At 52.9% G+C, this 24,165-nt stretch carries 21 protein-coding genes and 2 pseudogenes; 11 read left to right on the forward strand and 12 right to left on the reverse strand.

Features of this window, described 5'->3' with window-relative positions; genetic code table 11:
* Positions 1-5 precede the first annotated feature (5 nt).
* From WC7_RS03020 to araD, 6 genes are all read left to right on the forward strand, one after another.
* Positions 6-938 carry a DUF4862 family protein gene (locus WC7_RS03020; protein WP_016154937.1) on the forward strand — a complete coding sequence of 311 codons (933 nt, stop codon included), beginning with the start codon at positions 6-8 and terminating at the stop codon, positions 936-938.
* A gap of 31 nt (positions 939-969) precedes the next feature.
* Positions 970-2,289, forward strand: a complete 1,320-nt coding sequence (locus WC7_RS03015) for an MFS transporter (protein ID WP_016154938.1) — start codon at positions 970-972, stop codon at positions 2,287-2,289.
* Positions 2,290-2,387: 98 nt separating this feature from the next.
* Positions 2,388-3,890: an FGGY-family carbohydrate kinase gene (locus tag WC7_RS03010; protein ID WP_016154939.1), complete on the forward strand. Its 1,503-nt coding sequence runs from the start codon at positions 2,388-2,390 to the stop codon at positions 3,888-3,890.
* A complete protein-coding gene (gene ulaD, locus WC7_RS03005) occupies positions 3,890-4,552 on the forward strand; it encodes a 3-keto-L-gulonate-6-phosphate decarboxylase UlaD (RefSeq protein ID WP_032947249.1) in 663 nt (220 codons plus the stop codon). The genes WC7_RS03010 and ulaD overlap by 1 nt, the downstream gene beginning before the upstream one ends.
* Positions 4,545-5,405 carry an L-ribulose-5-phosphate 3-epimerase gene (locus tag WC7_RS03000; protein ID WP_016154941.1) on the forward strand — a complete coding sequence of 287 codons (861 nt, stop codon included), beginning with the start codon at positions 4,545-4,547 and terminating at the stop codon, positions 5,403-5,405. The genes ulaD and WC7_RS03000 overlap by 8 nt, the downstream gene beginning before the upstream one ends.
* Positions 5,399-6,094, forward strand: a complete 696-nt coding sequence (araD, locus tag WC7_RS02995; protein ID WP_016154942.1) for an L-ribulose-5-phosphate 4-epimerase — start codon at positions 5,399-5,401, stop codon at positions 6,092-6,094. The genes WC7_RS03000 and araD overlap by 7 nt, the downstream gene beginning before the upstream one ends.
* A gap of 4 nt (positions 6,095-6,098) precedes the next feature.
* On the opposite strand, the pseudogene WC7_RS02990 reads toward araD, so the two are convergent.
* Both WC7_RS02990 and WC7_RS02985 read right to left on the reverse strand, forming a co-directional pair.
* A pseudogene (locus tag WC7_RS02990) lies at positions 6,099-6,578 on the reverse strand (helix-turn-helix domain-containing protein); the annotation flags it as partial.
* A gap of 108 nt (positions 6,579-6,686) precedes the next feature.
* The gene (locus tag WC7_RS02985) at positions 6,687-7,427 is read right to left on the reverse strand and encodes a MipA/OmpV family protein (RefSeq protein WP_016154944.1); all 741 of its coding nucleotides are present in this window, start codon (positions 7,425-7,427) and stop codon (positions 6,687-6,689) included.
* A gap of 121 nt (positions 7,428-7,548) precedes the next feature.
* On the opposite strand from WC7_RS02985, the gene WC7_RS02980 reads away from it, so the two are divergent.
* On the forward strand, positions 7,549-8,502 hold the full coding sequence (locus WC7_RS02980) for a LysR family transcriptional regulator (protein WP_016154945.1): 954 nt from the start codon (positions 7,549-7,551) through the stop codon (positions 8,500-8,502).
* Between the two features lie 48 nt (positions 8,503-8,550).
* Here WC7_RS02980 and WC7_RS02975 read toward each other — a convergent pair whose 3' ends face one another.
* The 9 genes and pseudogenes from WC7_RS02975 to WC7_RS02940 form a co-directional block, all read right to left on the reverse strand.
* Entirely contained in the window at positions 8,551-9,687 is a 1,137-nt protein-coding gene (locus tag WC7_RS02975; protein ID WP_016154946.1) for an HlyD family secretion protein, read from the reverse strand.
* Positions 9,688-9,692: 5 nt separating this feature from the next.
* On the reverse strand, positions 9,693-10,016 hold the full coding sequence (locus WC7_RS02970; protein ID WP_016154947.1) for a DUF3302 domain-containing protein: 324 nt from the start codon (positions 10,014-10,016) through the stop codon (positions 9,693-9,695).
* A gap of 184 nt (positions 10,017-10,200) precedes the next feature.
* Positions 10,201-11,739 (reverse strand): aldehyde dehydrogenase AldB, encoded by a 1,539-nt coding sequence (gene aldB, locus WC7_RS02965; RefSeq protein ID WP_016154948.1) that lies wholly within the window; start codon positions 11,737-11,739, stop codon positions 10,201-10,203.
* Between the two features lie 92 nt (positions 11,740-11,831).
* The gene (gene yiaY / locus WC7_RS02960; protein ID WP_016154949.1) at positions 11,832-12,983 is read right to left on the reverse strand and encodes an L-threonine dehydrogenase; all 1,152 of its coding nucleotides are present in this window, start codon (positions 12,981-12,983) and stop codon (positions 11,832-11,834) included.
* A 188-nt stretch (positions 12,984-13,171) separates the two neighbouring features.
* On the reverse strand, positions 13,172-15,016 hold the full coding sequence (gene selB, locus WC7_RS02955; RefSeq protein WP_016154950.1) for a selenocysteine-specific translation elongation factor: 1,845 nt from the start codon (positions 15,014-15,016) through the stop codon (positions 13,172-13,174).
* A complete protein-coding gene (gene selA, locus WC7_RS02950) occupies positions 15,013-16,404 on the reverse strand; it encodes an L-seryl-tRNA(Sec) selenium transferase (RefSeq protein WP_016154951.1) in 1,392 nt (463 codons plus the stop codon). Before selA ends, selB begins: the two co-directional genes overlap by 4 nt.
* Positions 16,405-16,502: 98 nt before the next feature.
* Positions 16,503-17,111, reverse strand: coding sequence for a glutathione S-transferase (locus tag WC7_RS02945; RefSeq protein WP_016154952.1), 609 nt, complete (start codon positions 17,109-17,111; stop codon positions 16,503-16,505).
* A gap of 70 nt (positions 17,112-17,181) precedes the next feature.
* Positions 17,182-18,318, reverse strand: a pseudogene (locus WC7_RS0124765) (HlyD family secretion protein).
* A 2-nt stretch (positions 18,319-18,320) separates the two neighbouring features.
* Positions 18,321-18,683 carry a DUF3302 domain-containing protein gene (locus WC7_RS02940; protein ID WP_016154955.1) on the reverse strand — a complete coding sequence of 121 codons (363 nt, stop codon included), beginning with the start codon at positions 18,681-18,683 and terminating at the stop codon, positions 18,321-18,323.
* A 533-nt stretch (positions 18,684-19,216) separates the two neighbouring features.
* Between WC7_RS02940 and mtlA the strand changes: the two genes are divergently transcribed.
* The 3 genes from mtlA to mtlR all read left to right on the forward strand — a co-directional run bounded on the left by mtlA (position 19,217) and on the right by mtlR (position 23,089).
* Complete coding sequence (gene mtlA / locus WC7_RS02935; RefSeq protein ID WP_016154956.1) at positions 19,217-21,133, forward strand: PTS mannitol transporter subunit IICBA; 1,917 nt, start codon at positions 19,217-19,219, stop codon at positions 21,131-21,133.
* Between the two features lie 220 nt (positions 21,134-21,353).
* Positions 21,354-22,502: a mannitol-1-phosphate 5-dehydrogenase gene (gene mtlD / locus WC7_RS02930; RefSeq protein WP_016154957.1), complete on the forward strand. Its 1,149-nt coding sequence runs from the start codon at positions 21,354-21,356 to the stop codon at positions 22,500-22,502.
* A complete protein-coding gene (gene mtlR, locus WC7_RS02925) occupies positions 22,499-23,089 on the forward strand; it encodes a mannitol operon repressor MtlR (protein WP_005120486.1) in 591 nt (196 codons plus the stop codon). The genes mtlD and mtlR overlap by 4 nt, the downstream gene beginning before the upstream one ends.
* 12 nt (positions 23,090-23,101) lie before the next feature.
* Here mtlR and WC7_RS02920 read toward each other — a convergent pair whose 3' ends face one another.
* The gene (locus tag WC7_RS02920; RefSeq protein WP_016154958.1) at positions 23,102-23,308 is read right to left on the reverse strand and encodes a hypothetical protein; all 207 of its coding nucleotides are present in this window, start codon (positions 23,306-23,308) and stop codon (positions 23,102-23,104) included.
* A 292-nt stretch (positions 23,309-23,600) separates the two neighbouring features.
* Between WC7_RS02920 and WC7_RS02915 the strand changes: the two genes are divergently transcribed.
* Positions 23,601-23,963 carry a YibL family ribosome-associated protein gene (locus tag WC7_RS02915; protein WP_016154959.1) on the forward strand — a complete coding sequence of 121 codons (363 nt, stop codon included), beginning with the start codon at positions 23,601-23,603 and terminating at the stop codon, positions 23,961-23,963.
* Positions 23,964-24,165: the final 202 nt, after the last annotated feature.

Here is a 24,165-nt window from a genome sequence, read left to right on the forward strand (position 1 = left end):
ACAACATGAGCGTTAATAATGCCGGTTATATTATCGGTGCGTACCCCTGTGCACCCTCATTTCACCAAAAGAGTGAAGAGGAAGAGAAGGATTTCTGGCGACAACTCGCCGATACCCCGGATATTCGCGGTTTGGAGCAGCCCTGCCTTGAACATCTTCACCCGTTAGGCGACGAATGGTTATTACGTCATACACCGGGCGACTGGCAAATCGTGGTCACAGCTATAATGGAAACCATGCGCCGTCGTGGCGCAAACAGCGCTTTTGGGCTGGCTTCCAGCGACGAAGAACAACGTAAAGCCTGCGTGGCGTATTACCGCCATCTGCAGCAGAAAATCAACCATATCAATGCAGCCAACGGCGGAAAAGTAATCGCGCTGGAGCTGCATGCCGCACCCTGTGCCAGCAATCCAGATGTTGAGCAGGCCACCGACGCATTCGCCCGTTCGCTTAAAGAGATAGCCAATTGGGACTGGTCCTGCGATCTGGTGCTGGAACATTGTGATGCCATGACCGGTATTGCGCCGCGCAAAGGTTTTCTGCCGTTGGACAACGTGCTGGAGGTCATTGCCGGGTATGACATCAGCGTGTGCATTAACTGGGCGCGCTCGGCCATTGAAGGACGGAACCTCACCCTACCGCTGACCCACACGCAGCAGGCCCAACGGGCTGGAAAACTGGGCGCACTGATGTTTTCCGGTACCACGCTTGCGGGGGAATACGGCGAGTGGCAGGACTTACACGCACCGTTTGCCCCTTTCTGTCCAGAAGGTCTGATGGCCACCGACCATGCCCGCGAATTATTCGCCTGCGCAGGAGCAGACCCATTGCAATTTTCTGGCATTAAATTGCTGGAAATAAATGCCAGTGCAGATGTGAACCATCGTGTAGCGATATTGCGCGACGGTATCGCCGCATTAAATAAAGCAAAACTATAAAAATAAAATACTACTCTACGAGAATATTAATATGAACATGACCTCTCGCCCTACACTTCAAGACATACCCCGTCAGCGCTGGCTACGGATTATTCCACCTATTCTCATCGCCTGTATTATTTCTTATATGGACCGCGTCAATATCGCATTCGCGATGCCCGGCGGAATGGATGAGGAATTAGGTATTTCCGCCACCATGGCCGGTCTGGCCGGTGGTATTTTCTTTATCGGCTATCTGTTTTTACAGGTTCCCGGCGGAAAAATTGCCGTACACGGCAGCGGCAAGAAATTTATCGGCTGGTCGTTGGTTGCCTGGGCGGTCATTTCCGTTTTGACGGGGTTGATCACGAATCAGTATCAACTGCTGGTTTTGCGCTTCTTACTCGGCGTTGCCGAAGGCGGCATGCTGCCGGTCGTGCTGACGATGATCAGTAATTGGTTCCCCGATGCCGAACGCGGTCGCGCCAATGCGATTGTGATTATGTTTGTGCCGATTGCCGGGATCATTACCGCCCCGCTCTCGGGTTGGATCATCACCGTGCTCGACTGGCGCTGGCTGTTTATCATTGAAGGTTTACTGTCTGTCGTCGTCCTGGTGCTGTGGGCCTATACCGTTTACGACCGTCCGCAGGAAGCGCGCTGGATCTCTGACGCCGAGAAAAATTACCTGGTGGAAACGCTGGCCGCCGAGCAAAAAGCCATTGCCGGAACCGAAGTCAAAAATGCCTCTCTGGGCGCAGTACTTTCCGATAAAACCATGTGGCAGCTAATCGCGCTGAACTTCTTCTATCAGACCGGGATTTACGGTTACACCCTGTGGCTACCGACCATTCTCAAAGAGTTGACTCACAGCAGCATGGGGCAGGTCGGCATGCTCGCCATTCTGCCTTACGTCGGCGCAATTGCCGGGATGTTCCTGTTCTCTTCTCTCTCTGACCGCACCGGTAAACGCAAGCTGTTCGTCTGCCTGCCGCTGATTGGCTTTGCCCTGTGCATGTTCCTCTCTGTGGCGCTGAAAAATAACGTCTGGCTGGCTTATGCCGCGCTGGTCGGCTGCGGATTCTTCCTGCAATCGGCTGCGGGCGTGTTCTGGACTATTCCGGCGCGTTTGTTCAGCGCGGAAATGGCCGGTGGCGCACGTGGGGTCATCAACGCTCTCGGCAACCTCGGTGGCTTTTGCGGTCCTTACGCGGTCGGCGTACTCATCACCCTGTACAGCAAAGATGCGGGCGTTTACTGCCTGGCAATTTCACTGGCTCTGGCCGCGCTGATGGCCCTGCTGCTGCCAGCGAAATGCGATGCCGGCGCCGCGCCGCTAAATACACTGAATCCACATAAACGTACAGCTTAAAACAATGCCCGGTGGCGCTTCGCTTACCGGGCCTACAGGTAGCAACCGTCGTAGGCCGGATAAGCGCAGCGCCATCCGGCAAAAATGAGATAACAAAGATGAGTGAGAAAGCGACCTTCTGGCTGGGTATTGATTGCGGCGGTACATATCTGAAAGCAGGTTTGTATGATGCCAAAGGTCACGAGCAGGGAATTAACCGGCAATCGCTGCAGACAATATCGCCATTACCCGGGTACGCCGAACGCGATATGCACCAACTGTGGCAACAGTGCGTCGCGACCATTGCCGGGCTGTTAAAGCGTACAGGTGTCTGCGGCGAGCAAATCAAAGGTGTCGGTATATCCGCTCAGGGCAAAGGCCTGTTCCTACTTGATAAGCAAGATAAGCCGCTAGGTAATGCCATTCTCTCTTCTGACCGACGTGCGATGGACATCGTACAGCGCTGGCAGCAGGATGGGATCCCTGAGCAGCTCTACCCGGTCACCCGCCAGACATTGTGGACCGGGCATCCGGCATCGCTCCTGCGCTGGGTGAAAGAGAACACCCCTCAGCGCTACGCGCAAATTGGTAGCGTCATGATGGGTCATGACTACCTGCGCTGGTGCTTAACCGGCGTCAAAGGCTGCGAAGAGAGCAATATCTCCGAGTCGAACCTCTACAACATGACCACGGGTCAGTACGACCCGAAGCTGACTCAGTGGCTGGGTATCAGTGAAATCGACCATGCCCTGCCCCCCATCGTGGGGTCAGCAGAAATATGCGGGGAAATCACCGCTCAGACAGCCGCCATCACCGGTCTGGCGGCGGGTACGCCCGTCGTCGGCGGTCTGTTTGATGTGGTTTCCACCGCACTCTGCGCCGGTATCGAAGATGAGCACACCCTTAACGCGGTGATGGGAACGTGGGCTGTCACCAGCGGGATCGCTCACGGCCTGCGCGACCACGAGCCTCATCCCTATGTTTATGGCCGCTATGTGAATGACGGGCAGTACATCGTTCATGAAGCCAGTCCGACCTCCTCCGGCAATCTGGAATGGTTTACCGCTCAGTGGGGTGAGCTCTCTTTTGATGAAATTAATCAGGCCGTTGCTAGCTTACCGAAAGCCGGTAGCGCGCTTTTCTTCCTGCCCTTTTTGTACGGCAGTAACGCCGGGCTGGAGATGACCAGCGGCTTTTATGGCATGCAGGCTATACACACTCGCGCCCACTTATTACAGGCCATCTACGAAGGCGTGGTTTTCAGCCACATGACCCACCTGAACCGCATGCGTGAACGTTTTACGCAGGCACATACCCTGCGCGTCACCGGAGGTCCGGCGCACTCCGACATCTGGATGCAAATGCTGGCAGACGTCAGCGGCTTACGTATCGAGCTGCCACAGATTGAAGAGACCGGCTGCTTTGGCGCAGCGCTCGCCGCCCGCGTAGGCACCGGCGTTTATCACAATTTCAGCGACGCGCAGCGCAGCTTACAGCACCCAGTGCGCACACTGCTGCCAGACGCCGCCGCGCATGCGAGCTACCAGCGCAAATACCGCCAATACCAGAATTTAATTACCGCACTACAGGGCTATCACGCCCGCATTAAGGAGCACGAATGATGAGTCGACCATTACTGCAACTGGCGCTCGACCACACCAACCTGCAGGCAGCCCAGCTCGATGTCGCACTGCTACAAGAAAGTGTCGATATCGTTGAAGCGGGAACGATTCTCTGCTTGACCGAGGGCCTTAGCGCCGTCAAAGCGCTGCGCGCCCAGTGCCCAAATAAAATCATCGTCGCCGACTGGAAGGTAGCCGATGCGGGCGAAACCCTTGCACAGCAAGCGTTTGGCGCTGGCGCTAACTGGATGACCATCATCTGCGCTGCGCCGCTGGCGACGGTAGAGAAAGGCCATGGCGTCGCGCAGTCCTGCGGCGGCGAAATTCAGATGGAACTGTTCGGCAACTGGACGCTGGATGACGCCCGTGACTGGTATCGCGTTGGGGTTCGCCAGGCGATTTACCATCGGGGGCGCGATGCCCAGGCCAGCGGGCAACAGTGGGGAGAAGCGGATCTGGCGCGCATGAAAGCGCTTTCCGATATCGGTCTGGAGTTGTCGATTACCGGCGGGATTACGCCCGCCGACCTGCCGCTGTTTCGCGATATCAACGTCAAAGCCTTTATCGCCGGACGCGCGCTGGCTGGAGCGCAAAACCCAACGCAGGTTGCCTCTGAATTCCATGCGCAAATCGACGCCATCTGGGGAGCGCAGTATGCGTAATCATCCGTTAGGTATCTATGAAAAAGCGCTGGCGAAAGACCTCTCCTGGCCGGAGCGTTTGGTGCTGGCGAAAAGCTGCGGTTTTGATTTCGTCGAGATGTCGGTGGATGAAACCGATGAACGTCTGTCGCGTCTCGACTGGAGCCCCGCTCAGCGCGCATCGCTGGTGAGCGCGATGCTGGAAACCGGCGTGGCAATCCCCTCAATGTGCCTGTCCGCCCACCGCCGTTTTCCCTTTGGCAGCCGCGATGAATCAGTCCGCGTTCGGGCGCGCGACATCATGACCAAAGCCATTCGTCTGGCGCGCGATCTCGGTATTCGCACCATTCAACTGGCAGGTTACGACGTCTATTACGAGGAACATGACGAAGGTACGCAGCAGCGCTTTGCCGAAGGGCTGGCATGGGCAGTCGAGCAAGCCGCCGCCGCGCAGGTCATGCTGGCGGTAGAAATTATGGATACCGCTTTTATGAACTCGATTAGCAAGTGGAAAAAGTGGGACGAAATGCTGTCATCGCCGTGGTTCACCGTCTATCCGGACGTAGGCAATCTCAGCGCCTGGGGAAATGACGTCACTGCCGAATTGACGCTGGGCATCGACCGTATCGCCGCTATCCACCTGAAAGACACGCTGCCGGTAACCGAAACCCATCCGGGCCAGTTTCGCGATGTGCCTTTTGGCGAAGGGTGCGTGGACTTTGTCGGTATCTTCAAAACGCTGCATGAGCTGAACTATCGCGGATCGTTTCTGATTGAAATGTGGACTGAAAAAGCGAATGAGCCGGTACTGGAAATTATCCAGGCGCGACGCTGGATAGAAGAACGTATGCAGGAAGGAGGATTTCCATGTTAGAACAACTGAAGGCCGAGGTGCTGGCGGCCAATCTGGCGCTTCCGGCTCATGGTTTAGTCACCTTTACCTGGGGTAACGTCAGCGCGGTGGATGAAACGCGTAAGCTGATGGTGATTAAGCCGTCCGGCGTGGAATATAACGTGATGGCCGCCGACGATATGGTGGTGGTGGATATTGCCAGCGGCAATGTGGTTGAAGGCAGTAAAAAACCCTCCTCAGACACGCCAACCCATCTGGCGCTGTACCGTCGCTACCCTGAAATCGGTGGGATCGTCCACACCCATTCACGCCACGCGACGATCTGGTCACAGGCGGGTCTTGATCTCCCGGCATGGGGCACCACACATGCCGATTATTTCTATGGTTCTATTCCGTGTACTCGTCTGATGACCGTTGAGGAGATTAACGGCGAATATGAATATCAAACCGGTGAGGTCATTATTCAGACCTTTGAGCAACGCGATCTTAATCCGCTGCAGGTTCCGGCGGTATTAGTGCATTCACACGGTCCGTTCGCCTGGGGTAAAGATGCCGCAGACGCCGTACATAACGCCGTGGTGCTCGAAGAGTGCGCCTACATGGGGCTGTTTTCGCGCCAGTTAGCCCCTCAGTTGCCGGATATGCAGTCGGAGTTGCTGGATAAACACTATCTGCGCAAACACGGCGTGAATGCGTATTACGGGCAGTAACGGGTCAGGCGCTATTAATATGCTCTTTGCAATAGCGCCGTTTCCACGCCGCGGGTGTCAGGCTGGTATGCTTGCGAAAGATTTTGCGAAAGTAACCCACATCATTAAATCCACATTTTATCGCCACTTCGGTAAGCGACTGCGAGCCACTGATCAACAGTTTTTCTGCCGCCCTTACCCACTGGCGATGCAATGCTTCAGTTAGCGTCAGCCTGAAAGCGCTACGGAATACACGCCCCAGATAATCCGCATTGCAATACAGTTCTTTCGCCAGAGTTGAAGCACTAATCGGCAGGTGGAACTGGGTGTGGATTATTTGTTGCGCGTTCCATGCCAGCGCATTACCGGGGCTATCTGCGGGTTGCTCGCTAGCCGCCGCGGAGATTTGCTGCAAAATCAGCAGTAGGATCAGTTCCAACGCAACGCTGCGATGAATATTTTCCTGCTCGCGTAAGAACTGGCGAAACAGCGAAATGCGTATCTGGGTAAACGAGTAGTAACTGAAGGCATGCCGGATGACGATGCTTCGGGTCTTATCCGGTCTACCGCATTGAAAAGATTGCCCTCCTCCCTGAGGACAAACGGGTGAGAATCAGAAACGCCAGGTCAGACCGGACATAAAGGTAAAGCTGTCATCACGGTCAACCATCGGGCTATTTTTAATATCATCTGGCAGCGCACTATAGTTGGCGCTGGCCAGCAGCGTCAGATTGCTGGTCAATGCGTATTTAGCGGACAGGCCAACATACGGTGTCCAGCTATCGCCAGGGGAGTAGCTTGATAACCCACTACGGCGGGATTCATTGCCAGAGATGCCGTAGTAATATTCGTTGAAGTTTTCGTCATAGTAGAGCACGCCAATCGCCGGCGTCAGCGTCAGCTTGCCCATCGGCATTTGGCGAAACAGAGACATTTCCCCAACCCAACCGTTGCTGTTGTCCAGCACATCCGCTGCTGCGGAGACTTTCACGCTGCCCCATTTCTCATGGTGATACCATGCAGCACCCGCCATCGCGGTTGCGTCACGCTTGTTCAGTTGCTTCATCGCTTGATCGTCGTTATCACCCGGATCAAACTCAAGCGGCATGTACGAGGCAGTAATGCTAAATTCATTACTTTCATTTTTTGAAAGAATATAACCTAACGTTGTTTGCCTAAAATAAAATGATTCACTTTCATAACTGACAAGCGGTACTGCGTGAACGTTATCATTATATCCACGATAAGGAGATTCGTTATATACAGCGCCGCCGCCAATAGAAAATTCTGCGGCAGTTGCGCTCGCCATAAATGAAAAGGCGAATAGCGCCACAATATTGCGTTTAATTAACATGCCCACATTCCATTTTAAAATAAGATACAAAACGCGTGCATAATAATGCTTACAATTTCATCGGTGCAAGATTCATATTTATATAGTAATATATACAAACATATATATATTGGGTTTGGCGATGAACAAATTACAACTCAAACACCGGGAACTGAAGATTATTTCAGTAATTGCTGCCAGTGAAAACATCAGTCATGCCGCTACGGTTCTCGGCATCGCACAAGCCAACGTTAGTAAGTACCTTGCTGATTTTGAATCAAAAGTTGGACTAAAGGTATTTGATCGCACCACTCGACAGCTCACCCTCACGCCGTTTGGTACGGCGCTGCTTCCTTACATCAATGACATGTTGGACAGAAACGATCAGCTCAATAATTTCATTGCTGATTATAAGCACGAAAAACGTGGCCGGGTAACCGTATATGCACCGACGGGCATAATTGCTTATTTATCGCAACATGTGATCGCAAAAATTCAGGATATCGGTGGAATTAGCCTCTCACTTAAAACATGTAACCTGGAACGAAAGGCATTTTTTGAAGGTGTCGACTTCCCTGAAGATTGTGATATTTTAATCACCTATGCGCATCCTAAAGATGAATCTCTGGTTGCCAGTTTCATTACCAAATATGCGGTGACGGCTTTTGCCAGCCCTGAGTATATCAAAGCACATCCTATTAGTAGCCCTGATGAACTGGAAGAACATTCCTGTATCCTGATTGATTCCATGATGATAGATGAGGCTAATATCTGGCGTTTCACTTCTGCCGGAGGCAAGGAGATGCACGATTATCGGGTGACCGGAAATTATGTCTGCGACAATACACAGTCTGCACTGGCGCTGGCACGTAACCATCTGGGCATTGTTTTTGCGCCAAATGCGAGTATCCAAAAAGATATTGAATCCGGGTCGCTGGTTCCATGTTTCTCAGAACAACATGAATGGTGGCTGGATTTGGTGGTGATTTTCCGCAAACGTGAATATCAGCCATGGCGGGTACAGTTTATTCTTGATGAGATTTTGGCAGAGCTCCGCCAGCAACTTACTCAGGCGCTGGAACAGCAGCCTGAGTAAGCGAAAGTAGGTTACCAGGTTCAAAATGGTAAGCAAAATAGCCTGCGCCTAGTGATCGAGATACAGATAATGCACCCAACTGGTCATACGCAGCAGAACCTTACGCATCACTGACACATGGGTGAAGTGATCAGAATAAACCGCGACCTGCGCATAAATCCCATCAGGCAGAGCGTTCACATCCACATTATCATTCAGCTCAATCGTGGCGATCACCCCCTCCGATCCGGGCGTAGAATTTAAGGATTGCAGCGCCCCATTCGACTGGTATGTTCCCCCCGGTACGGCCGGACTGATGGCAGCCAGTTTGCCGCTGAAAACCTTACCCGGCAGGGCGTTAAACACCACTTCAGCTTCATCGCCTGGCTCCAATCGCAGCAACGAGTTTTGCCGGAACTGGGCGATAATTTGCCGTTTTTGATCCGGGATAAACACCATCACCGGACGCATAGGCAGCGCGGCGGCATAGGTTCCCGGTCGCATCAGCACCTGCGTAACGTAACCATCGCTGGGCGCGCGAACCACTGTCTGGTCCAGGTTGAACTCCGCTTCGGCTAACTGCGCTTTCAGGCTGGCAATTTGCGAATTCTCACCCTGCACCAGGCTGTCTAACTGACTCTGGATTTGCTGTTGTTCCGCAACGGAGGATTTCACCGCTGCTTCCTGCGCCAGATAGTTTTGCCGCGCCGCATCGATATCGCGTTCAGAAAAAGGATTGACCTTCGCCTGACTCCCCTGCGCATAACGCTGGTAATCTTTAGCTAGCTTGTCACGCGTAGCCTTTGCCCGCTGCGTGTTGGCTTGCATTTCGTCTAACTGCGCCACCAGCACCTGCTCTTTATGTTGTGCGGTGACAATATCAGCTTTCAGGCGATCAACTCGTGCCTGATAACGTCCCGGATTAAGTTTAAACAGTACCTCACCTTTTTTGATCAGCGTATTCTTCTTATCCGTCACTTCCGTCACGACCCCCGTGACCTGCGGTACTACGGGAATAGAAATTACTGCCTTTTGCGCCTTAAATGTATACGGATGGTTATAATTCATCAGTAATATAAGCCCGCAAACAATGAATATACCGCCCAATGCTGCAGTGGGTACTGTCCATTTATTGGCAGGAATTTTAAAAATCTTAAATATTGACCATGCGCACGCCACATAGGTCAGAACGATCAATAAATCCATCGATATTACTCCGCCGGAGAGGTCTTCGCCTCACCCAGTTTCTTTTCCAGATCGGCAACCCTGGCCTGCAACTGGATCAGGGAAGAATCCGCGCTTTGCATACCCCACCCGCGTTCCGGGCGATAAAGCGTTGCCCAGATCCATAAAAAGGGCCACATGACATGTAAGGTAAACAAACTCACCCAGCCCGCGACATGTATTGCGTCAGCATGAGGATGGTTACGTTTCTTTGCAATGAGATAGGGAATATCATGCAGAATAATAATCCCGTAAAAAATGACCAGGAATACAAAAATAAGCACTCCTAATGCAAAATAATTAAGGAACATATTTGCCTCAGGGATTTAAATTGAAAATTCGGCTGCAATTTGATTTACACAATAGAGTTGATAATAGTAGTGGAATGACCAGATTGGATGCAATCGTCTTATTTATATAACGATATATGGGTTTATATATAACTGCAGAATAAAGATATGCCCGGCGCAAAACCGGGCAATAAGTGATGAGAAATTAAAATAGTCCCAGCGGTTTATCCGAGTAGCTCACCAGCAGACATTTGGTTTGCTGATAATGCTCGAGCATCATCTTATGCGTCTCGCGCCCGATGCCCGACTGCTTATAGCCACCGAATGCCGCATGGGCCGGGTAAGCATGGTAACAGTTGGTCCAAACACGCCCCGCCTGAATCCCACGGCCCATCTTGTACGCCAGATTTCCGTTACGGCTCCAGACGCCAGCGCCAAGCCCATATTGGGTGTCATTGGCGATTTCCAGCGCCTCTTCCATGGTTTTAAAGGTCGTTACGGCCAGCACGGGCCCGAAGATCTCTTCCTGGAAAACCCGCATGTTGTTCTTGCCAAACAGAATGGTTGGTTCGAGGTAATAACCTTCTTTTAAGTCGCCATCCAGTTGCTTGCGCCGCCCGCCGGTGAGAACATCAGCCCCTTCTTTCTTACCAATATCGATGTAATTCAAAATGGTTTCCAGTTGACCATGCGAGACCTGCGCACCCATTTGCGTCACGCTGTCTAACGGGTTGCCGCTGCGAATACTCTCCACCCGGCGGATAGCTCTTTCCATAAAACGTTCGTAAATAGATTCCTGTACTAACGCACGGCTCGGACAGGTACACACTTCACCCTGATTGAAGGCAAACAGCGCGAAACCTTCCAGCGCTTTGTCAAAAAACGCATCCTCTTCATCCATCACATCAGCGAAGAAGATATTGGGCGATTTCCCACCCAGCTCCAGCGTGACGGGAATAATGTTCTGCGTGGCGTATTGCATGATCTGCTGCCCAACTTCCGTTGAGCCGGTAAACGCCACTTTCGCAATGCGTTTAGACGTCGCCAGATACTCACCGATTTCCCCACCCGCACCGTTTACCACGTTCACCACGCCTGGCGGGAGCAGATCGCCGATGACTTCCATCAGCAACAGCACGGACAGCGGCGTGAGGCGCGCGGGTTTAAGCACGACGCAGTTACCCGCCGCCAGCGCGGGCGCCATCTTCCAGCTGGCCATCAGCAGCGGGAAGTTCCACGGGATAATTTGCCCTACCACGCCAAGAGGTTCATGGAAGTGATAAGCCACGGTATCGCTATCAACCTCGCTTATTCCCCCTTCCTGCGCACGAATACAGGAAGCGAAATAGCGGAAATGGTCAATCGCCAGCGGAACATCTGCCGCGCTGGTTTCGCGGATGGGCTTACCGTTATCCCAGGTTTCTGCCGTCGCCAGCAGTTCCAGGTTTTGCTCCATACGATCGGCGATTTTGAACAGTATCGCTGCCCTGTCCTGCACGGATGTCTGTGCCCACTTGTCTTTTACTTTGTGCGCGGCATCCAGTGCCAGATCGATATCCTTTTTGCCGGAAGAGGCCACTTCGCACAGTAATTGCCCGGTTACCGGCGTCAGGTTTTGGTAATACTCGCCGTCCACCGGGGCAACCCAGTCACCGCCGATAAAGTTATCGTATCGGGCTTTTAACTTCAGAGGGTAACCATACTCGCCGGGATAAATACGCGTTGAAGGGGGGTTATTGGTCATGACCGTCTCCTTGCTGTAGGGGTACTACAAGGGTAGACGGGGCTGGCGAATTATTCGCCAGCCATTTACTGCTTTACGACAGGTATCACGAATTACATGGCTGCGCGATAAATCGCCATGATTTCTTCATGAGTCGCCTGAATCGGGTTAGTGAAACCGCAGGCATCTTTCAGGGCATTGGTCGCCAGTACGGCAATATCCTCTTCCTTCACGTTCAACTCACGCAGACCGGCCGGGATATTCACTTTCTGCGCCAGTTCGCGGATCGCCGCGATGCAGGCTTCCGCCCCTTGCTCTGCGCTCAAGCCAGCAACGTCCACACCCATTGCCGCGGCGCAATCACGCAGGCGAGCGGCAGCCACTTTGCTATTGAAGACCTGCACATGCGGCAGCAGCACTGCGTTACATACACCGTGCGGCAGATCGTAGAAGCCGCCCAACTGGTGCGCCATTGCGTGCACATAACCAAGAGAAGCGTTGTTAAAAGCCATGCCCGCGAGGAACTGCGCGTAAGCCATGGCTTCGCGCGCCTGAGCATTGCTGCCATCTGCAACGGCGACCGGAAGGTTTTCCGCAATCATGGTGACCGCTTTCAACGCGCACGCATCGGTAATCGGCGTTGCAGCAATAGACACGTAGGCTTCAATGGCGTGGGTCAGCGCATCCATACCGGTTGCCGCTGTCAGGGACTTCGGCATGCCGACCATCAGCGAGGAGTCATTAACTGACAGCAGCGGCGTAACATGCTTATCCACAATCGCCATTTTAATGTGGCGTACTTCATCGGTAATGATGCAGAAACGGGTCATTTCAGATGCCGTGCCCGCGGTGGTGTTAATGGCGATCATCGGCAGTTGTGGTTTTGCAGAACGGTCCACACCTTCGTAATCGCGAATATCGCCGCCGTTAGCCGCCACCAGCGCAATGCCCTTCGCACAATCGTGCGGAGAACCGCCGCCGAGGGAAATAACGCTATCACATTCGTTTTCTTTCAGTATATGCAGGCCAGCGGCGACGTTACTGGTCGTGGGATTAGGATGCGTACCGTCGAAAATTACGCTGAAAATATCACGTTCCTGTAATGCTTTTTGAATCTCGCCAGCCATACCTAATTTTGTCAGCATGGCATCCGTGACAATCAGCGTACGACGAAAACCATATTCCGCCATTGTATTCATTGCTTCTTTTAATGAATCAGCGCCGATTACATTCACGGAAGGAATAAAAAATGTTGAAGCAGCCATTGTACGATCCTTAATTACTCTAAAGAGTCAGGAAGCATACGAGTGAAATATCCAACAAAATATGATCGTGGTTGTTATTTTAATAACACCCACAATTAAAAAGCACATTAGGTTCATAATCTAATGTGCTTATTTCAATCAATATTTATTTTGTATTAATTCATTTAATTCCTGAATTAATTGTTTCATTACTTTTCGGGAAACAGCAAAGCATCGCGTAATAAATGATCATTTCCCCGTCGACGCGTAAAACCAATGCGGTCAAAATATTCCAGAATCTGGATAGCCAATTTGCGTCCAACGTTAAGCCTGTCGCGGAAATCGGCAGCACAGGTCGATCCTTTCTCCTGATCCAGTTCGCGGATCATATTGGCAAAGGCCACAATCCGATCGTTACGGTAATAGCGATCTTTGACGATCGCGGTGATGATGCCTTGCTGCGCTGCTTGTCGTAACGCCACACGCATCATCTGCTCATCTGTGCCCGTCTGTTTTGCCAAATCGCGCACCCACCACGGCTCATCGCCAAAAAGCGGTTCTGCTTTTTGCCAGATAGCCTGCTGCTCTTCGCTGAAACCGGCCTTATGATCCGGCAAATGCAGCCAGCCATGATGGCTATGGATGGCGCCGCTCTCACGCATCTTTTCAATCAGCAGCAGGACCAGCGCTTCATCTTCCATCGGCAAAGCCATACGGCGCAGGCGTTCTCGCCCAGGTCCTGGTTCATCACGGTGCTGCTCGTGGTACGTTGCCAGCGTATCAAGGACTTTCCGCTGCCAGCGCGCTGCAACGGCAGCATTCAACAGACTGTATCCCGCCTGAATAAAGCCATGCAGCTCAATCAACGGACGCATACCGTTGCCGTTGAGCTGACGCGCCCATGCGAAGTCAGGAATATTCACCGCCCCGCGCGTCAGATGCAGCGCCAGAGCTTCGCCGTCGCTCTGCACCTTCTCCAGTGCTGCCAGCCACTGCAAATATTCCGGCTTACGCTTCCCGCGACGCGGCGGATTGAGCGTTACCACGCGCGCGCCAGCCAGCGTCGTGCGGGCCGAAATATCGCGTAGCACCAGACGGTCGTTATCGGCGAGCCAGAGCGGTGTATCAAACACCAGTTCCGCCAGCGTCCCTTCAAGCAGCGAGATTCTCCCGGTGACGTGGCTGGCCGCGTGGTGAATATGCAGCGGTTGCCACTGCATCAGCGGCGCGGCATGCTCTAAAGAGACAATCACGCGGGTAAACGCCTCTGGCGGTGCATCGGAGAGCAGCCAGTCGCCGCGGTTAAGCTCTTCTTTTTGTGCATCACCAGCAATATTCAGCGCAATACGTTGCCCCGCCTGCGCGCGATCGGTGGCCTGATTTTGCGCATGCAAGCTACGTACGCGCATCGGTTTGTTGACGCCCGTGAGCCACAGCGTGTCACCAACAGTCACTTCACCGCTAAGCGCCGTCCCGGTCACCACCAGACCCGCGCCTTTGACCGTAAAGGCACGGTCAATCGCCAGGCGAAAGCTGCAATCGCGGGCATGCTCGCGCGACGTTAATTGCTGTAAATGATCGCGCAGTTCTTCGATTCCACGACCTTCACTGGCAGCCGTCACGAACAGAACCGCATCGGCGAATCCATAGTTTTCAAGCGCAGTAAGCACCTCAGTACGTACCGCGTTGATGCGATCGTCATCCACGCGATCGGCTTTCGTGAGCGCCACGGTGATCTGCGGATTGCCCGTCAGTTGCAGAATTTGCAAATGCTCACGCGTTTGCGCCATCACGCCGTCATCACACGCCACCACCAGCAGCGCATGGTCGATCCCGCCGACACCCGCCAGCATGTTGGACAAAAACTTTTCGTGTCCGGGAACATCGATAAATCCCAGAATCCTTCCGTCCGGCTGCGGCCAGTAGGCATAACCGAGATCGATGGTCATGCCGCGCTTTTTTTCTTCCGGCAAACGGTCGGCATTCACGCCGGTAATCGCCTGTAATAACGTTGTTTTTCCGTGGTCAACGTGTCCGGCGGTTGCAATAATCATTTCAGCATCATCTCCATAAACCGGGTCTCGTCCTCAAGGCAGCGCAGATCCAGCCATAAGCGACCATCATAAATTCGCCCAATGATCGGCACGGGCAGCGCACGCCAACGGGCGGCCAGTGCTTCGAGACGGCTACCGCGCCCGTCATGTGGCGTAAAGGTTAATGCCGCGCTGGGCAGCCTATCAACAGGTAGCGAACCGCTGCCTATCTGCGATAAACAAGGCATAACGTTCAGGGCGAATTCGTCGCCGTAATGATCAGCAAGCCGTGCCTGTAATTGTTGTGCCTGCGCGTGGACAGCCTCCTGCGAGCGGGTGAGCTGGCGTAACGTCGGCAACTTCGCTGCCAGCGCTTCCGGGTGCAGGTAGAGCCGCAGCGTCGCTTCCAGCGCAGCCAGCGTCATTTTATCAGCCCGTAATGCACGTTTCAGCGGATGGCTCTGTAAGCGCGCGATCATCTCTTTTTTACCGACAATAATCCCTGCCTGCGGCCCTCCCAGTAATTTATCGCCAGAGAAGCTCACCAGGCTGACGCCAGCTGCAATCAGCTGTTGCGGCATCGGCTCCTGCGGTAATCCATACTGGCTGAGATCGACCAGCGAGCCGCTGCCGAGATCCGCCACTACCGGAACATCCAGCTCCTTGCCAATAGTGGCCAGCTCTGCCTCATCCACCGACTTCGTAAAGCCTTCGATGCTGTAATTACTGGTATGTACTTTCATCAGCAGACCGGTATTTTCATTTACCGCCTGACGATAATCTTTCGTGTGGGTCCGGTTGGTGGTACCCACTTCGCGCAGAATACATCCGGCCTGACACATCACGTCAGGAATACGAAACGCGCCGCCAATTTCTACCAGTTCTCCGCGTGAAACGACCACCTCTTTGCCGTTAGCTGTGGCCGCCAGCATCAGCAAAACCGCGGCCGCGTTGTTATTGACGATACAGGCGTCTTCCGCCCCCGTCAGACGGCAGAGTAAATCCGCCAGGGCCCGATCCCGATGTCCACGCCCGGCATCATCCAGGCTGTATTCCAGCGTCACTGGCGTGCGCATCGCCTGCACCACAGCCTCGATCGCTTCTTCGGCCTGCGATGCGCGACCAAGATTGGTATGCAGCACCGTTCCGGTAAGGTTAATTACCGGACGCAGCGCACTTTGCGATTCTCGTTCCAGCCGGGCGCAGGCCTCTTGCGCCCAGTCCTCACACCATGCCGGGAGCGCGTGCGTGTCGCGAATAGCTTCTCTGGCTTCGTCGAGCATGTGACGCAGCAGGTCAACCACCCGGGTATGACCGTGAGACTCACGTAAAGCTGGGAAGGCGCTATCGCGCAATAAACGATCGATCGCAGGAAGCTGGCTGTAGAGTGAACGCATGTCGGTTGTCATGAAAGGGCCTGGCTGTTGGTGGCCCTCTCCACCGTGGAGAGGGATATCGATATAGGAAGGATTGTACCGTGACTTTGCTTAGGCGAGTATAATGTGTATCAAGCCTTTGGCGGTTCCGTACGGGCAAAACTTTCGCGTTGAAAGAGCGTTTCCACCAGTTTGACCAGATGCGGGCGATCAACACACCAGCCGGGCGCAACCCGACGGAAATTGAGATAACCGACGGCACAGGCAATCGCAATGGTGGCCAGGTTAACCGTATCCGTTTTCAGCGTCCCCTCCGCCAGATAACCTTCCAGCATATCCAAACTACGGGTAATCTTCTCCCGCTGGCGTAACAGTTCGGTTTCTGACTGCTGCGCGGCGGGGCGAGCCTGTTCGCGTACTGAGACTAAACCGGCATCCATAATGCCATCGGCCAGCGCTTCCAACTGGCGTACCTTCAGCGCCGCCAGTGGTTCACGCGGCAGCATCGCTGGCGCAATATCCAGCAGTTCTATGTATTCCGCGATGATTGGAGAGTCAAACCAGTACTCGCCCTCATCGGTAACCAACGCGGGCACTTTTCCTAACGGGTTATAGCGTGCCACGCCGCTATCTGCGTTATAGGGGAGTTCATTCACAAATTCGAAAGTGATGCCCTTTTCCAGTAACAGAATAGAAATTTTACGCACAAAAGGGCTGGTATAGCTGCCAATGAGTTTCATGCCGGGTCCTTTTTGCCAACAAAAATATCAGTATGGCTCAGGTCAGTGCAAATGGCAGGTGATGGCGGTCTCAATGATCCAAATAAAGGTAATGCATCCAGCTGGTCATGCGCAGCAGCACTTTACGCATCACTGAAACGTGAGCGAAATGGTCGGAATAGACCGCCACCTGGGCATAGATACCGTCCGGCAGCGCATCCACATCGGCATTGGGAGCCAGCTCAATCGTGGCCAGCACGCCATCGGTACCCGGCACCACCGTTAAGGACTGTAATGCTCCCTGCGCCTGATAAGAACCGCCCGGAACAACCGGCAGAATGCTGGTGAGCTTGCCGGAGAATACCTGGCCTGGCAGCGCGTTGAAGACCACTTCCGCTTCATCACCCGGTTTAAGGCGCAGCAACGAATTCTGGCGGAATTGCGCCACGATTTGCCGTTTTTGTTCCGGAATAAATACCATCACCGGGCGCAGAGGCAGCGCGGCGGCATAGGTCCCGGGCCGGATAAGCACCTGTGTTACATAACCGTTGCTGGGCGCACGTACGATAGTCTGTTCAAGATTGTATTTGGCTTCAGCGAGCTGGGCGCGCAGAGACGCAACCTGAGATTGCTCTCCATTGACCATACTGTCTAACTGGCTCTGAATCTGCGTCTGTTCAGCAACGGAGCCTTTGACCAGCGCATCCTGCGCCAGATAGTTTTGCCGGGCATTGTCGATGTCGCTTTCAGAGAATGGATTAACCTTCGCCTGACTGCCCTTCAAATAGCGTTGATAATCTTTATACAGGCGATCTCGTTCAGCGGAAACGCGGGTGGTATTGGCTACGGCTTCAGACAGCTGCGCTTTCATATTGTCGATGTTGTGTGTAGCGGTCACCAGGTCGGCCTATAGCCTGTCGACCCGCGCCTGATAACGAACGGGATCGAGTTTAAATAACACCTCGCCTTTTTTAATCAGCTGATTATTTTTATCTGTCACCTCACTAACAATTCCGGTGACCTGTGGGGTAACAGGAATTGAAATAACCGCCTTTTGCGCCGTAAAGGTATACGGGTGGTTATAGTTCATTAATAAAATCAGTCCCGCCACAATAAACACCCCACCTAATGCGGCGGTGGCAAGCGTCCATTGATTTACCGGAATACGGAATATTTTAAAAATGGCCCAGGCGAATGCCACATAAGTCAGGACAATCAACAAGTCCATGATCAAATCTCCGGAAAGGTGGAGTTATCGTTTTTTTTCTCCCCATCCAGTCTATTTTCCAACTGGGTGATGCGCGCGGCCAGTGCGGCAATTTCAGGGTCAGGTTCCTTCCCGGACGGCGTGATGTGTGACTGCATTCCCCAGCCTCGTTCTGGCTGATAGAGCGTGGCCCAGATCCACAGGAAGGGCCAAATAACATGCAGCGTAAATAAGCTCACCCAACCCGCAGTATGGATGGCATCGGCATGGGGATGGTTGCGCTTCTTAGCCATGTTATAGGGAATATCATGGATGGCGATGATTCCGTAAAACAGAACCAGAAAAACGAAGATCAGCACACCTAACGCGAAATAGTTTAGAAACATACCCGCCTCGTATTCACGCTAATCAGAGCTTTCAATTGCAGGCAGCCGAAAGGAGTCATGGCTGGTAATTTGAACATAATTGCAGTTAGTCATTTCCGCCATACCACCAGGGTATAAATTTTCAGGTTGATGGCTTGCGGGGTAGTTGCAAGAAATAGGTGATGAAACAGAATCCGCTCCAGATCACACTAGGAGAAATCCAGACAAATATTTATTGCGAAGTAGATCACAAATACCCAACAAACAGCCAAAGCAAAAACGTGAACAACTTCACACTTAACGCCCATTTTTAGCCAATTCTTGACCTGTGATGTTTTTTTGTACCGATATTTTGTGATGAAAATCACATTAACCAACGCCATACACCCTATATTTACGTGACAAACGTCACATAAAAAGCCGTCGACTGGACAGTTGAACGATTCAGTGCCAGATTTCGCAGTATCTACAGGGTCCGGCTACCTCCTGCCGCTACATTAACAAACCTCGGGCTTTAAGCCTGCGCGACAGCAAACATAAGAAGGGGTGTTTTTATGTCATCCGATATTAAGATCAAAGTGCAAAGCTTTGGTCGATTCCTCAGTAACATGGTGATGCCAAATATCGGCGCGTTTATCGCGTGGGGTATTATCACCGCATTATTCATTCCGACGGGGTGGTTGCCGAACGAAACGCTGGCGAAGCTTGTCGGCCCAATGATCACCTATCTGCTGCCGCTGCTGATCGGTTATACCGGTGGTAAGCTGGTTGGCGGCGAGCGTGGCGGCGTGGTGGGTGCTATCACCACCATGGGCGTTATCGTCGGTGCCGATATGCCAATGTTCCTCGGCGCGATGATCGCAGGTCCGCTGGGCGGCTGGGCTATCAAACATTTCGACAACTGGGTAGACGGTAAGATCAAGTCCGGTTTTGAGATGCTGGTGAATAACTTCTCCGCAGGCATCATCGGGATGATCCTCGCCATTCTGGCATTCCTTGGCATTGGCCCATTGGTTGAAGCACTGTCCAAAATCCTGGCGGCAGGCGTTAACTTCATGGTTGTCCATGACATGCTGCCGCTGGCGTCTATCTTCGTTGAACCGGCGAAAATCCTGTTCCTCAACAACGCCATCAACCACGGTATTTTCTCACCGCTGGGTATTCAGCAGTCCCACGAGATGGGCAAATCCATCTTCTTCCTGATTGAAGCTAACCCGGGTCCGGGTATGGGCGTTCTGCTGGCATACATGTTCTTCGGTCGCGGCAGCGCTAAGCAGTCCGCAGGCGGCGCGGCTATCATCCACTTCCTGGGTGGTATCCACGAAATTTACTTCCCGTACGTGCTGATGAACCCGCGTCTGATCCTGGCCGTTATCCTCGGCGGTATGACTGGCGTATTTACCCTGACTATCCTGAACGGCGGCCTGGTTTCTCCGGCTTCTCCGGGTTCTATCCTGGCCGTGCTGGCAATGACGCCGAAGGGTGCTTACTTCGCGAACATCGCTGCTATTTGTGCCGCAATGGCTGTCTCCTTTGTCGTCTCAGCCATTCTGCTGAAAACCAGCAAAGTGAAAGAAGATGATGACATTGATGCCGCAACTCGTCGTATGCACGACATGAAAGCGGAATCCAAAGGTGCATCTCCGCTGGCGGCTGGCGACGTGACTAACGACCTGAGCCATGTGCGTAAAATCATCGTTGCCTGCGATGCGGGTATGGGCTCCAGCGCCATGGGTGCGGGCGTACTGCGCAAGAAAGTGCAGGATGCCGGTCTGTCTCAGATTTCCGTCACCAACAGCGCGATTAACAATCTGCCGCCGGATGTCGATCTGGTCATTACTCACCGTGACCTGACCGAACGTGCGATGCGCCAGGTGCCTCAGGCACAGCACATTTCGCTGACCAACTTCCTCGACAGCGGCCTGTACGCCAGCCTGACCGAACGTCTGGTTGCAGCACAGCGCCACAACGTGAACGAAGAGAAAGTCCGCGATCACCTGAAAGACAGCTTTGAAGAGGGTGATACCCACCTGTTCAAACTGGGTGCGGAGAATATCTTCCTCGGCCGTAAAGCCACTAACAAAGAAGAAGCGATTCGCTTTGCCGGTGAGCAACTGGTGAAAGGCGGCTACGTTGAGCCAGAATACGTCGAGGCGATGCTGGACCGCGAAAAACTGACCCCGACTTACCTCGGTGAGTCCATCGCAGTGCCGCACGGTACGGTTGAAGCCAAAGACCGCGTGCTGAAAACCGGCGTGGTGTTCTGCCAGTACCCAGAAGGCGTGCGCTTCGGTGAAGAAGAAGACGACATTGCCCGCCTGGTCATTGGTATCGCCGCACGTAACAATGAACATATCCAGGTGATCACCAGCCTGACCAACGCTCTGGATGACGAATCCGTGATCGAACGTCTGGCCCATACCACCAGCGTGGATGAAGTTCTGGAACTGCTGGCCGGTAAAAAAGCTTAACCATTAAGTATCTCCAAAATATTTCGAGCTGCAGAAAGGCGGCAACGCAGCGAATCCCCAGGAGCGTACATAAGTACGTGACTGGGGTGAGCGAGGAGAGCCAACGCATCTGCAGTTCGAAATATGAAGGCGATATCCTCTCCCTTGTGGAGAGGGTTAGGTTGAGGGAAACGCCTCACCCCAGCCCTCTTGGGTAAAAACATTAATGAAGGTTAATACTATGAAAGCATTACATTTTGGCGCAGGTAATATCGGTCGTGGATTTATCGGCAAACTGCTGGCGGACGCGGGGATACAACTGACGTTCGCGGATGTAAACCAGGTCGTGCTCGATGCCCTGAATGCCCGTCATAGCTATCAGGTTCATGTGGTGGGTGAAAACGAGCAGGTTGATACCGTTTCCGGCGTCAACGCCGTGAGCAGCATCGGCGATGATGTTGTCGACCTGATTGCCCACGTAGATTTAGTCACTACCGCCGTCGGTCCGGTCGTTCTTGAGCGTATCGCTCCGGCCATCGCCAAAGGGCTGGTTAAACGCAAGGCGCAGGGCATCGCCACTCCGCTGAATATTATCGCCTGTGAAAACATGGTGCGCGGAACCACCCAGTTGAAAGGCCACGTTATGAACGCGCTGGCAGATGAAGACAAATCCTGGGTTGAAGAACATGTTGGCTTCGTCGATTCCGCCGTGGACCGCATTGTTCCCCCTTCGGCTTCTGCGACCAACGATCCGCTGGAAGTCACCGTCGAAACCTTCAGTGAGTGGATTGTCGACAAAACACAGTTCAAAGGCGAACTGCCTGACATCCCGGGAATGGAATTAACTGATAACCTGATGGCATTTGTCGAACGTAAACTCTTCACGCTGAACACCGGGCATGCTATAACCGCGTACCTCGGAAAATTGACCGGTCATCAGACCATCCGGGACGCGATTCTCGACGAGAAAATCCGTGCAGTGGTAAAAGGTGCGATGGAAGAGAGCGGCGCGGTACTGATCAAACGCTATGGCTTTGATGCAGCAAAACATGCGGCATACATTCAGAAAATCCTCGGTCGCTTTGAAAACCCGTATCTGAAAGATGACGTTGAGCGCGTGGGTCGTCAGCCGCTGCGTAAACTGAGCGCGGGCGATCGTCTGATTAAACCGCTGCTGGGCACGCTGGAGTATGGCCTGCCGCACGCGAATCTGGTCACCGGTATTGCTGCAGCGATGCACTATCGCAGTGAAGAAGATCCGCAGGCCCAGGAACTGGCCGCGCTGATTGACGAAAAAGGTCCACAGGCCGCGCTGGCACAGGTTTCCGGTCTGGATGCCAACAGTGATGTGGTGGCGGAGGCGGTTAACGCATATAACGCAACCAAATGATAGAGAATGTGGCGCAGGTCAGCCTGCGCCCAAATGACAGATTGTCAGATATGCAGGCAATAATGGAACAAACGCAGGCCTTTGAAAATCGTGTGCTTGAGCGTCTGAATGCTGGCAAAACCGTACGCAGCTTCCTCATCACCGCCGTAGAACTGCTCACCGAAGCGGTGAATATCCTTGTGCTTCAGGTATTTCGCAAAGACGACTATGCGGTAAAATATGCCGTAGAACCCCTGCTCGACGGCGACGGTCCGCTGGGCGATCTTTCCGTTCGTCTGAAGCTAATTTACGGTCTGGGCGTACTCAGCCGGCCGGAGTATGAAGATGCGGAGCTTCTGATGGCGCTGCGGGAAGAGTTAAACCATGACGGTAATGAATACGCGTTCACCGACGACGAAATTCTTGGCCCGTTTGGCGAACTCCACTGCGTGACGGCACTCCCGCCGCCACCGCAGTTTGATACCTCAGACTCAGGTTTGCACGCAATGCAGATTCAGCGCTACCAGCAGATGGTACGCTCCACGATGGTACTTTCCCTGACCGAGCTGATTTCTAAAATCAGCTTAAAAAAAGCCTTTCAAAAATAAGCCCCTGCAGGCTTACTTCTCTTCCTGCTGCGGTCGATACAGCTGCCGATAATACGCCAGACGTTGCAGATACAGCTGCGCATTCTCCTGCGGTATTTCAGTAGGGACAACGTTGCGCGGTGGTGTTTTATTCAGATATTCGCGAAAAGCCTGGCTTGAAGCCATAAAATCGACCGTCTTATCAATAAGGGCCGAAACGTTCTCACCTATTTTCGCCATAATCTTCCCTCCTCCATGTATTAACCGCGCTCAGCCTGCGCGGTTGCTCATTTAAGTTTAGGATCGGTTGGGCGATTATATTGAGGAAAACGTGCTTCACTATGAACCCGTCAATAAAAAGCACCACGGCCGACCTTATCACTTAAAATTCCTTATTAATCAAAATAGTAGTATTTTCATTAGCTGAATAATACTTGCAACATTTGATTATTTATCTTCGATTAGTTGTGAATAATCCCGCTCTGCGCGCATACTATAGGATATTCATCCTATTTTTATCAGAAGCTATCCTATGAAAGAAGTCGAAAAAAACGAAATTAAACGCCTGAGCGATCGTCTGGACGCTATCCGCCACCAGCAGGCAGACCTGTCCCTGGTTGAAGCCGCCGACAAATATGCCGAGCTGGAGCAAGAGAAAGAAACGCTGGAAACCGAGATCGCGCGTCTGCGTGACGTCCACGGCCAGAAGCTGAGCAAAGAAGCGCAAAAGCTGGCGAAACTTCCTTTCCGTCGTGCTATCACCAAAAAAGAACAGGCCGACATGGGCAAGCTGAAGAAGAGCGTGCGCGGCCTGATCGTCGTTCACCCGATGACCGAGCTTGGCCGTGAAATGGGCCTGAAAGAGATGACGGGCTTCGCGAAGAGCGAGTTCTGATCTCCCACCGGGCAACATTCGCTTGCCCGGTCCTTCCCTTCCCCTCGAAATTGGCCCTACCAATTTCAGCCAGATCCTACCAGCACCTCACATTTCATTAAAATGTGCGTACAATACCGTTGCCAATAAATAACATTTGATTAACCATTCATTGTCATTACCCCTACACAACAATATTGGCAGGGCCACTTTTACACATAAT

Origin of the sequence: Citrobacter sp. KTE151 (genome assembly GCF_000398845.1) — a bacterium.
Taxonomy (GTDB): domain Bacteria; phylum Pseudomonadota; class Gammaproteobacteria; order Enterobacterales; family Enterobacteriaceae; genus Citrobacter; species Citrobacter braakii.

Bases quoted from the DNA above. Each gene is read 5' to 3' on its own strand.
- WC7_RS02940 (WP_016154955.1), bottom strand. From the start codon at position 18,683: ATGTTTCTAAACTATTTCGCGTTAGGTGTGCTGATCTTCGTTTTTCTG.
- aldB (WP_016154948.1), bottom strand. From the start codon at position 11,739: ATGACCAATAACCCCCCTTCAACGCGTATTTATCCCGGCGAGTATGGT.
- WC7_RS02980 (WP_016154945.1), top strand. From the start codon at position 7,549: ATGAACAAATTACAACTCAAACACCGGGAACTGAAGATTATTTCAGTA.
- selB (WP_016154950.1), bottom strand. From the start codon at position 15,016: ATGATTATTGCAACCGCCGGACACGTTGACCACGGAAAAACAACGTTA.
- mtlD (WP_016154957.1), top strand. From the start codon at position 21,354: ATGAAAGCATTACATTTTGGCGCAGGTAATATCGGTCGTGGATTTATC.
- ulaD (WP_032947249.1), top strand. From the start codon at position 3,890: ATGAGTCGACCATTACTGCAACTGGCGCTCGACCACACCAACCTGCAG.
- WC7_RS02970 (WP_016154947.1), bottom strand. From the start codon at position 10,016: ATGTTCCTTAATTATTTTGCATTAGGAGTGCTTATTTTTGTATTCCTG.
- araD (WP_016154942.1), top strand. From the start codon at position 5,399: ATGTTAGAACAACTGAAGGCCGAGGTGCTGGCGGCCAATCTGGCGCTT.
- WC7_RS03020 (WP_016154937.1), top strand. From the start codon at position 6: ATGAGCGTTAATAATGCCGGTTATATTATCGGTGCGTACCCCTGTGCA.
- WC7_RS03015 (WP_016154938.1), top strand. From the start codon at position 970: ATGAACATGACCTCTCGCCCTACACTTCAAGACATACCCCGTCAGCGC.
- WC7_RS02975 (WP_016154946.1), bottom strand. From the start codon at position 9,687: ATGGATTTATTGATCGTTCTGACCTATGTGGCGTGCGCATGGTCAATA.
- WC7_RS03000 (WP_016154941.1), top strand. From the start codon at position 4,545: ATGCGTAATCATCCGTTAGGTATCTATGAAAAAGCGCTGGCGAAAGAC.
- mtlA (WP_016154956.1), top strand. From the start codon at position 19,217: ATGTCATCCGATATTAAGATCAAAGTGCAAAGCTTTGGTCGATTCCTC.
- selA (WP_016154951.1), bottom strand. From the start codon at position 16,404: ATGACAACCGACATGCGTTCACTCTACAGCCAGCTTCCTGCGATCGAT.
- WC7_RS02945 (WP_016154952.1), bottom strand. From the start codon at position 17,111: ATGAAACTCATTGGCAGCTATACCAGCCCTTTTGTGCGTAAAATTTCT.
- WC7_RS02985 (WP_016154944.1), bottom strand. From the start codon at position 7,427: ATGTTAATTAAACGCAATATTGTGGCGCTATTCGCCTTTTCATTTATG.
- yiaY (WP_016154949.1), bottom strand. From the start codon at position 12,983: ATGGCTGCTTCAACATTTTTTATTCCTTCCGTGAATGTAATCGGCGCT.
- mtlR (WP_005120486.1), top strand. From the start codon at position 22,499: ATGATAGAGAATGTGGCGCAGGTCAGCCTGCGCCCAAATGACAGATTG.
- WC7_RS02915 (WP_016154959.1), top strand. From the start codon at position 23,601: ATGAAAGAAGTCGAAAAAAACGAAATTAAACGCCTGAGCGATCGTCTG.
- WC7_RS03010 (WP_016154939.1), top strand. From the start codon at position 2,388: ATGAGTGAGAAAGCGACCTTCTGGCTGGGTATTGATTGCGGCGGTACA.
- WC7_RS02920 (WP_016154958.1), bottom strand. From the start codon at position 23,308: ATGGCGAAAATAGGTGAGAACGTTTCGGCCCTTATTGATAAGACGGTC.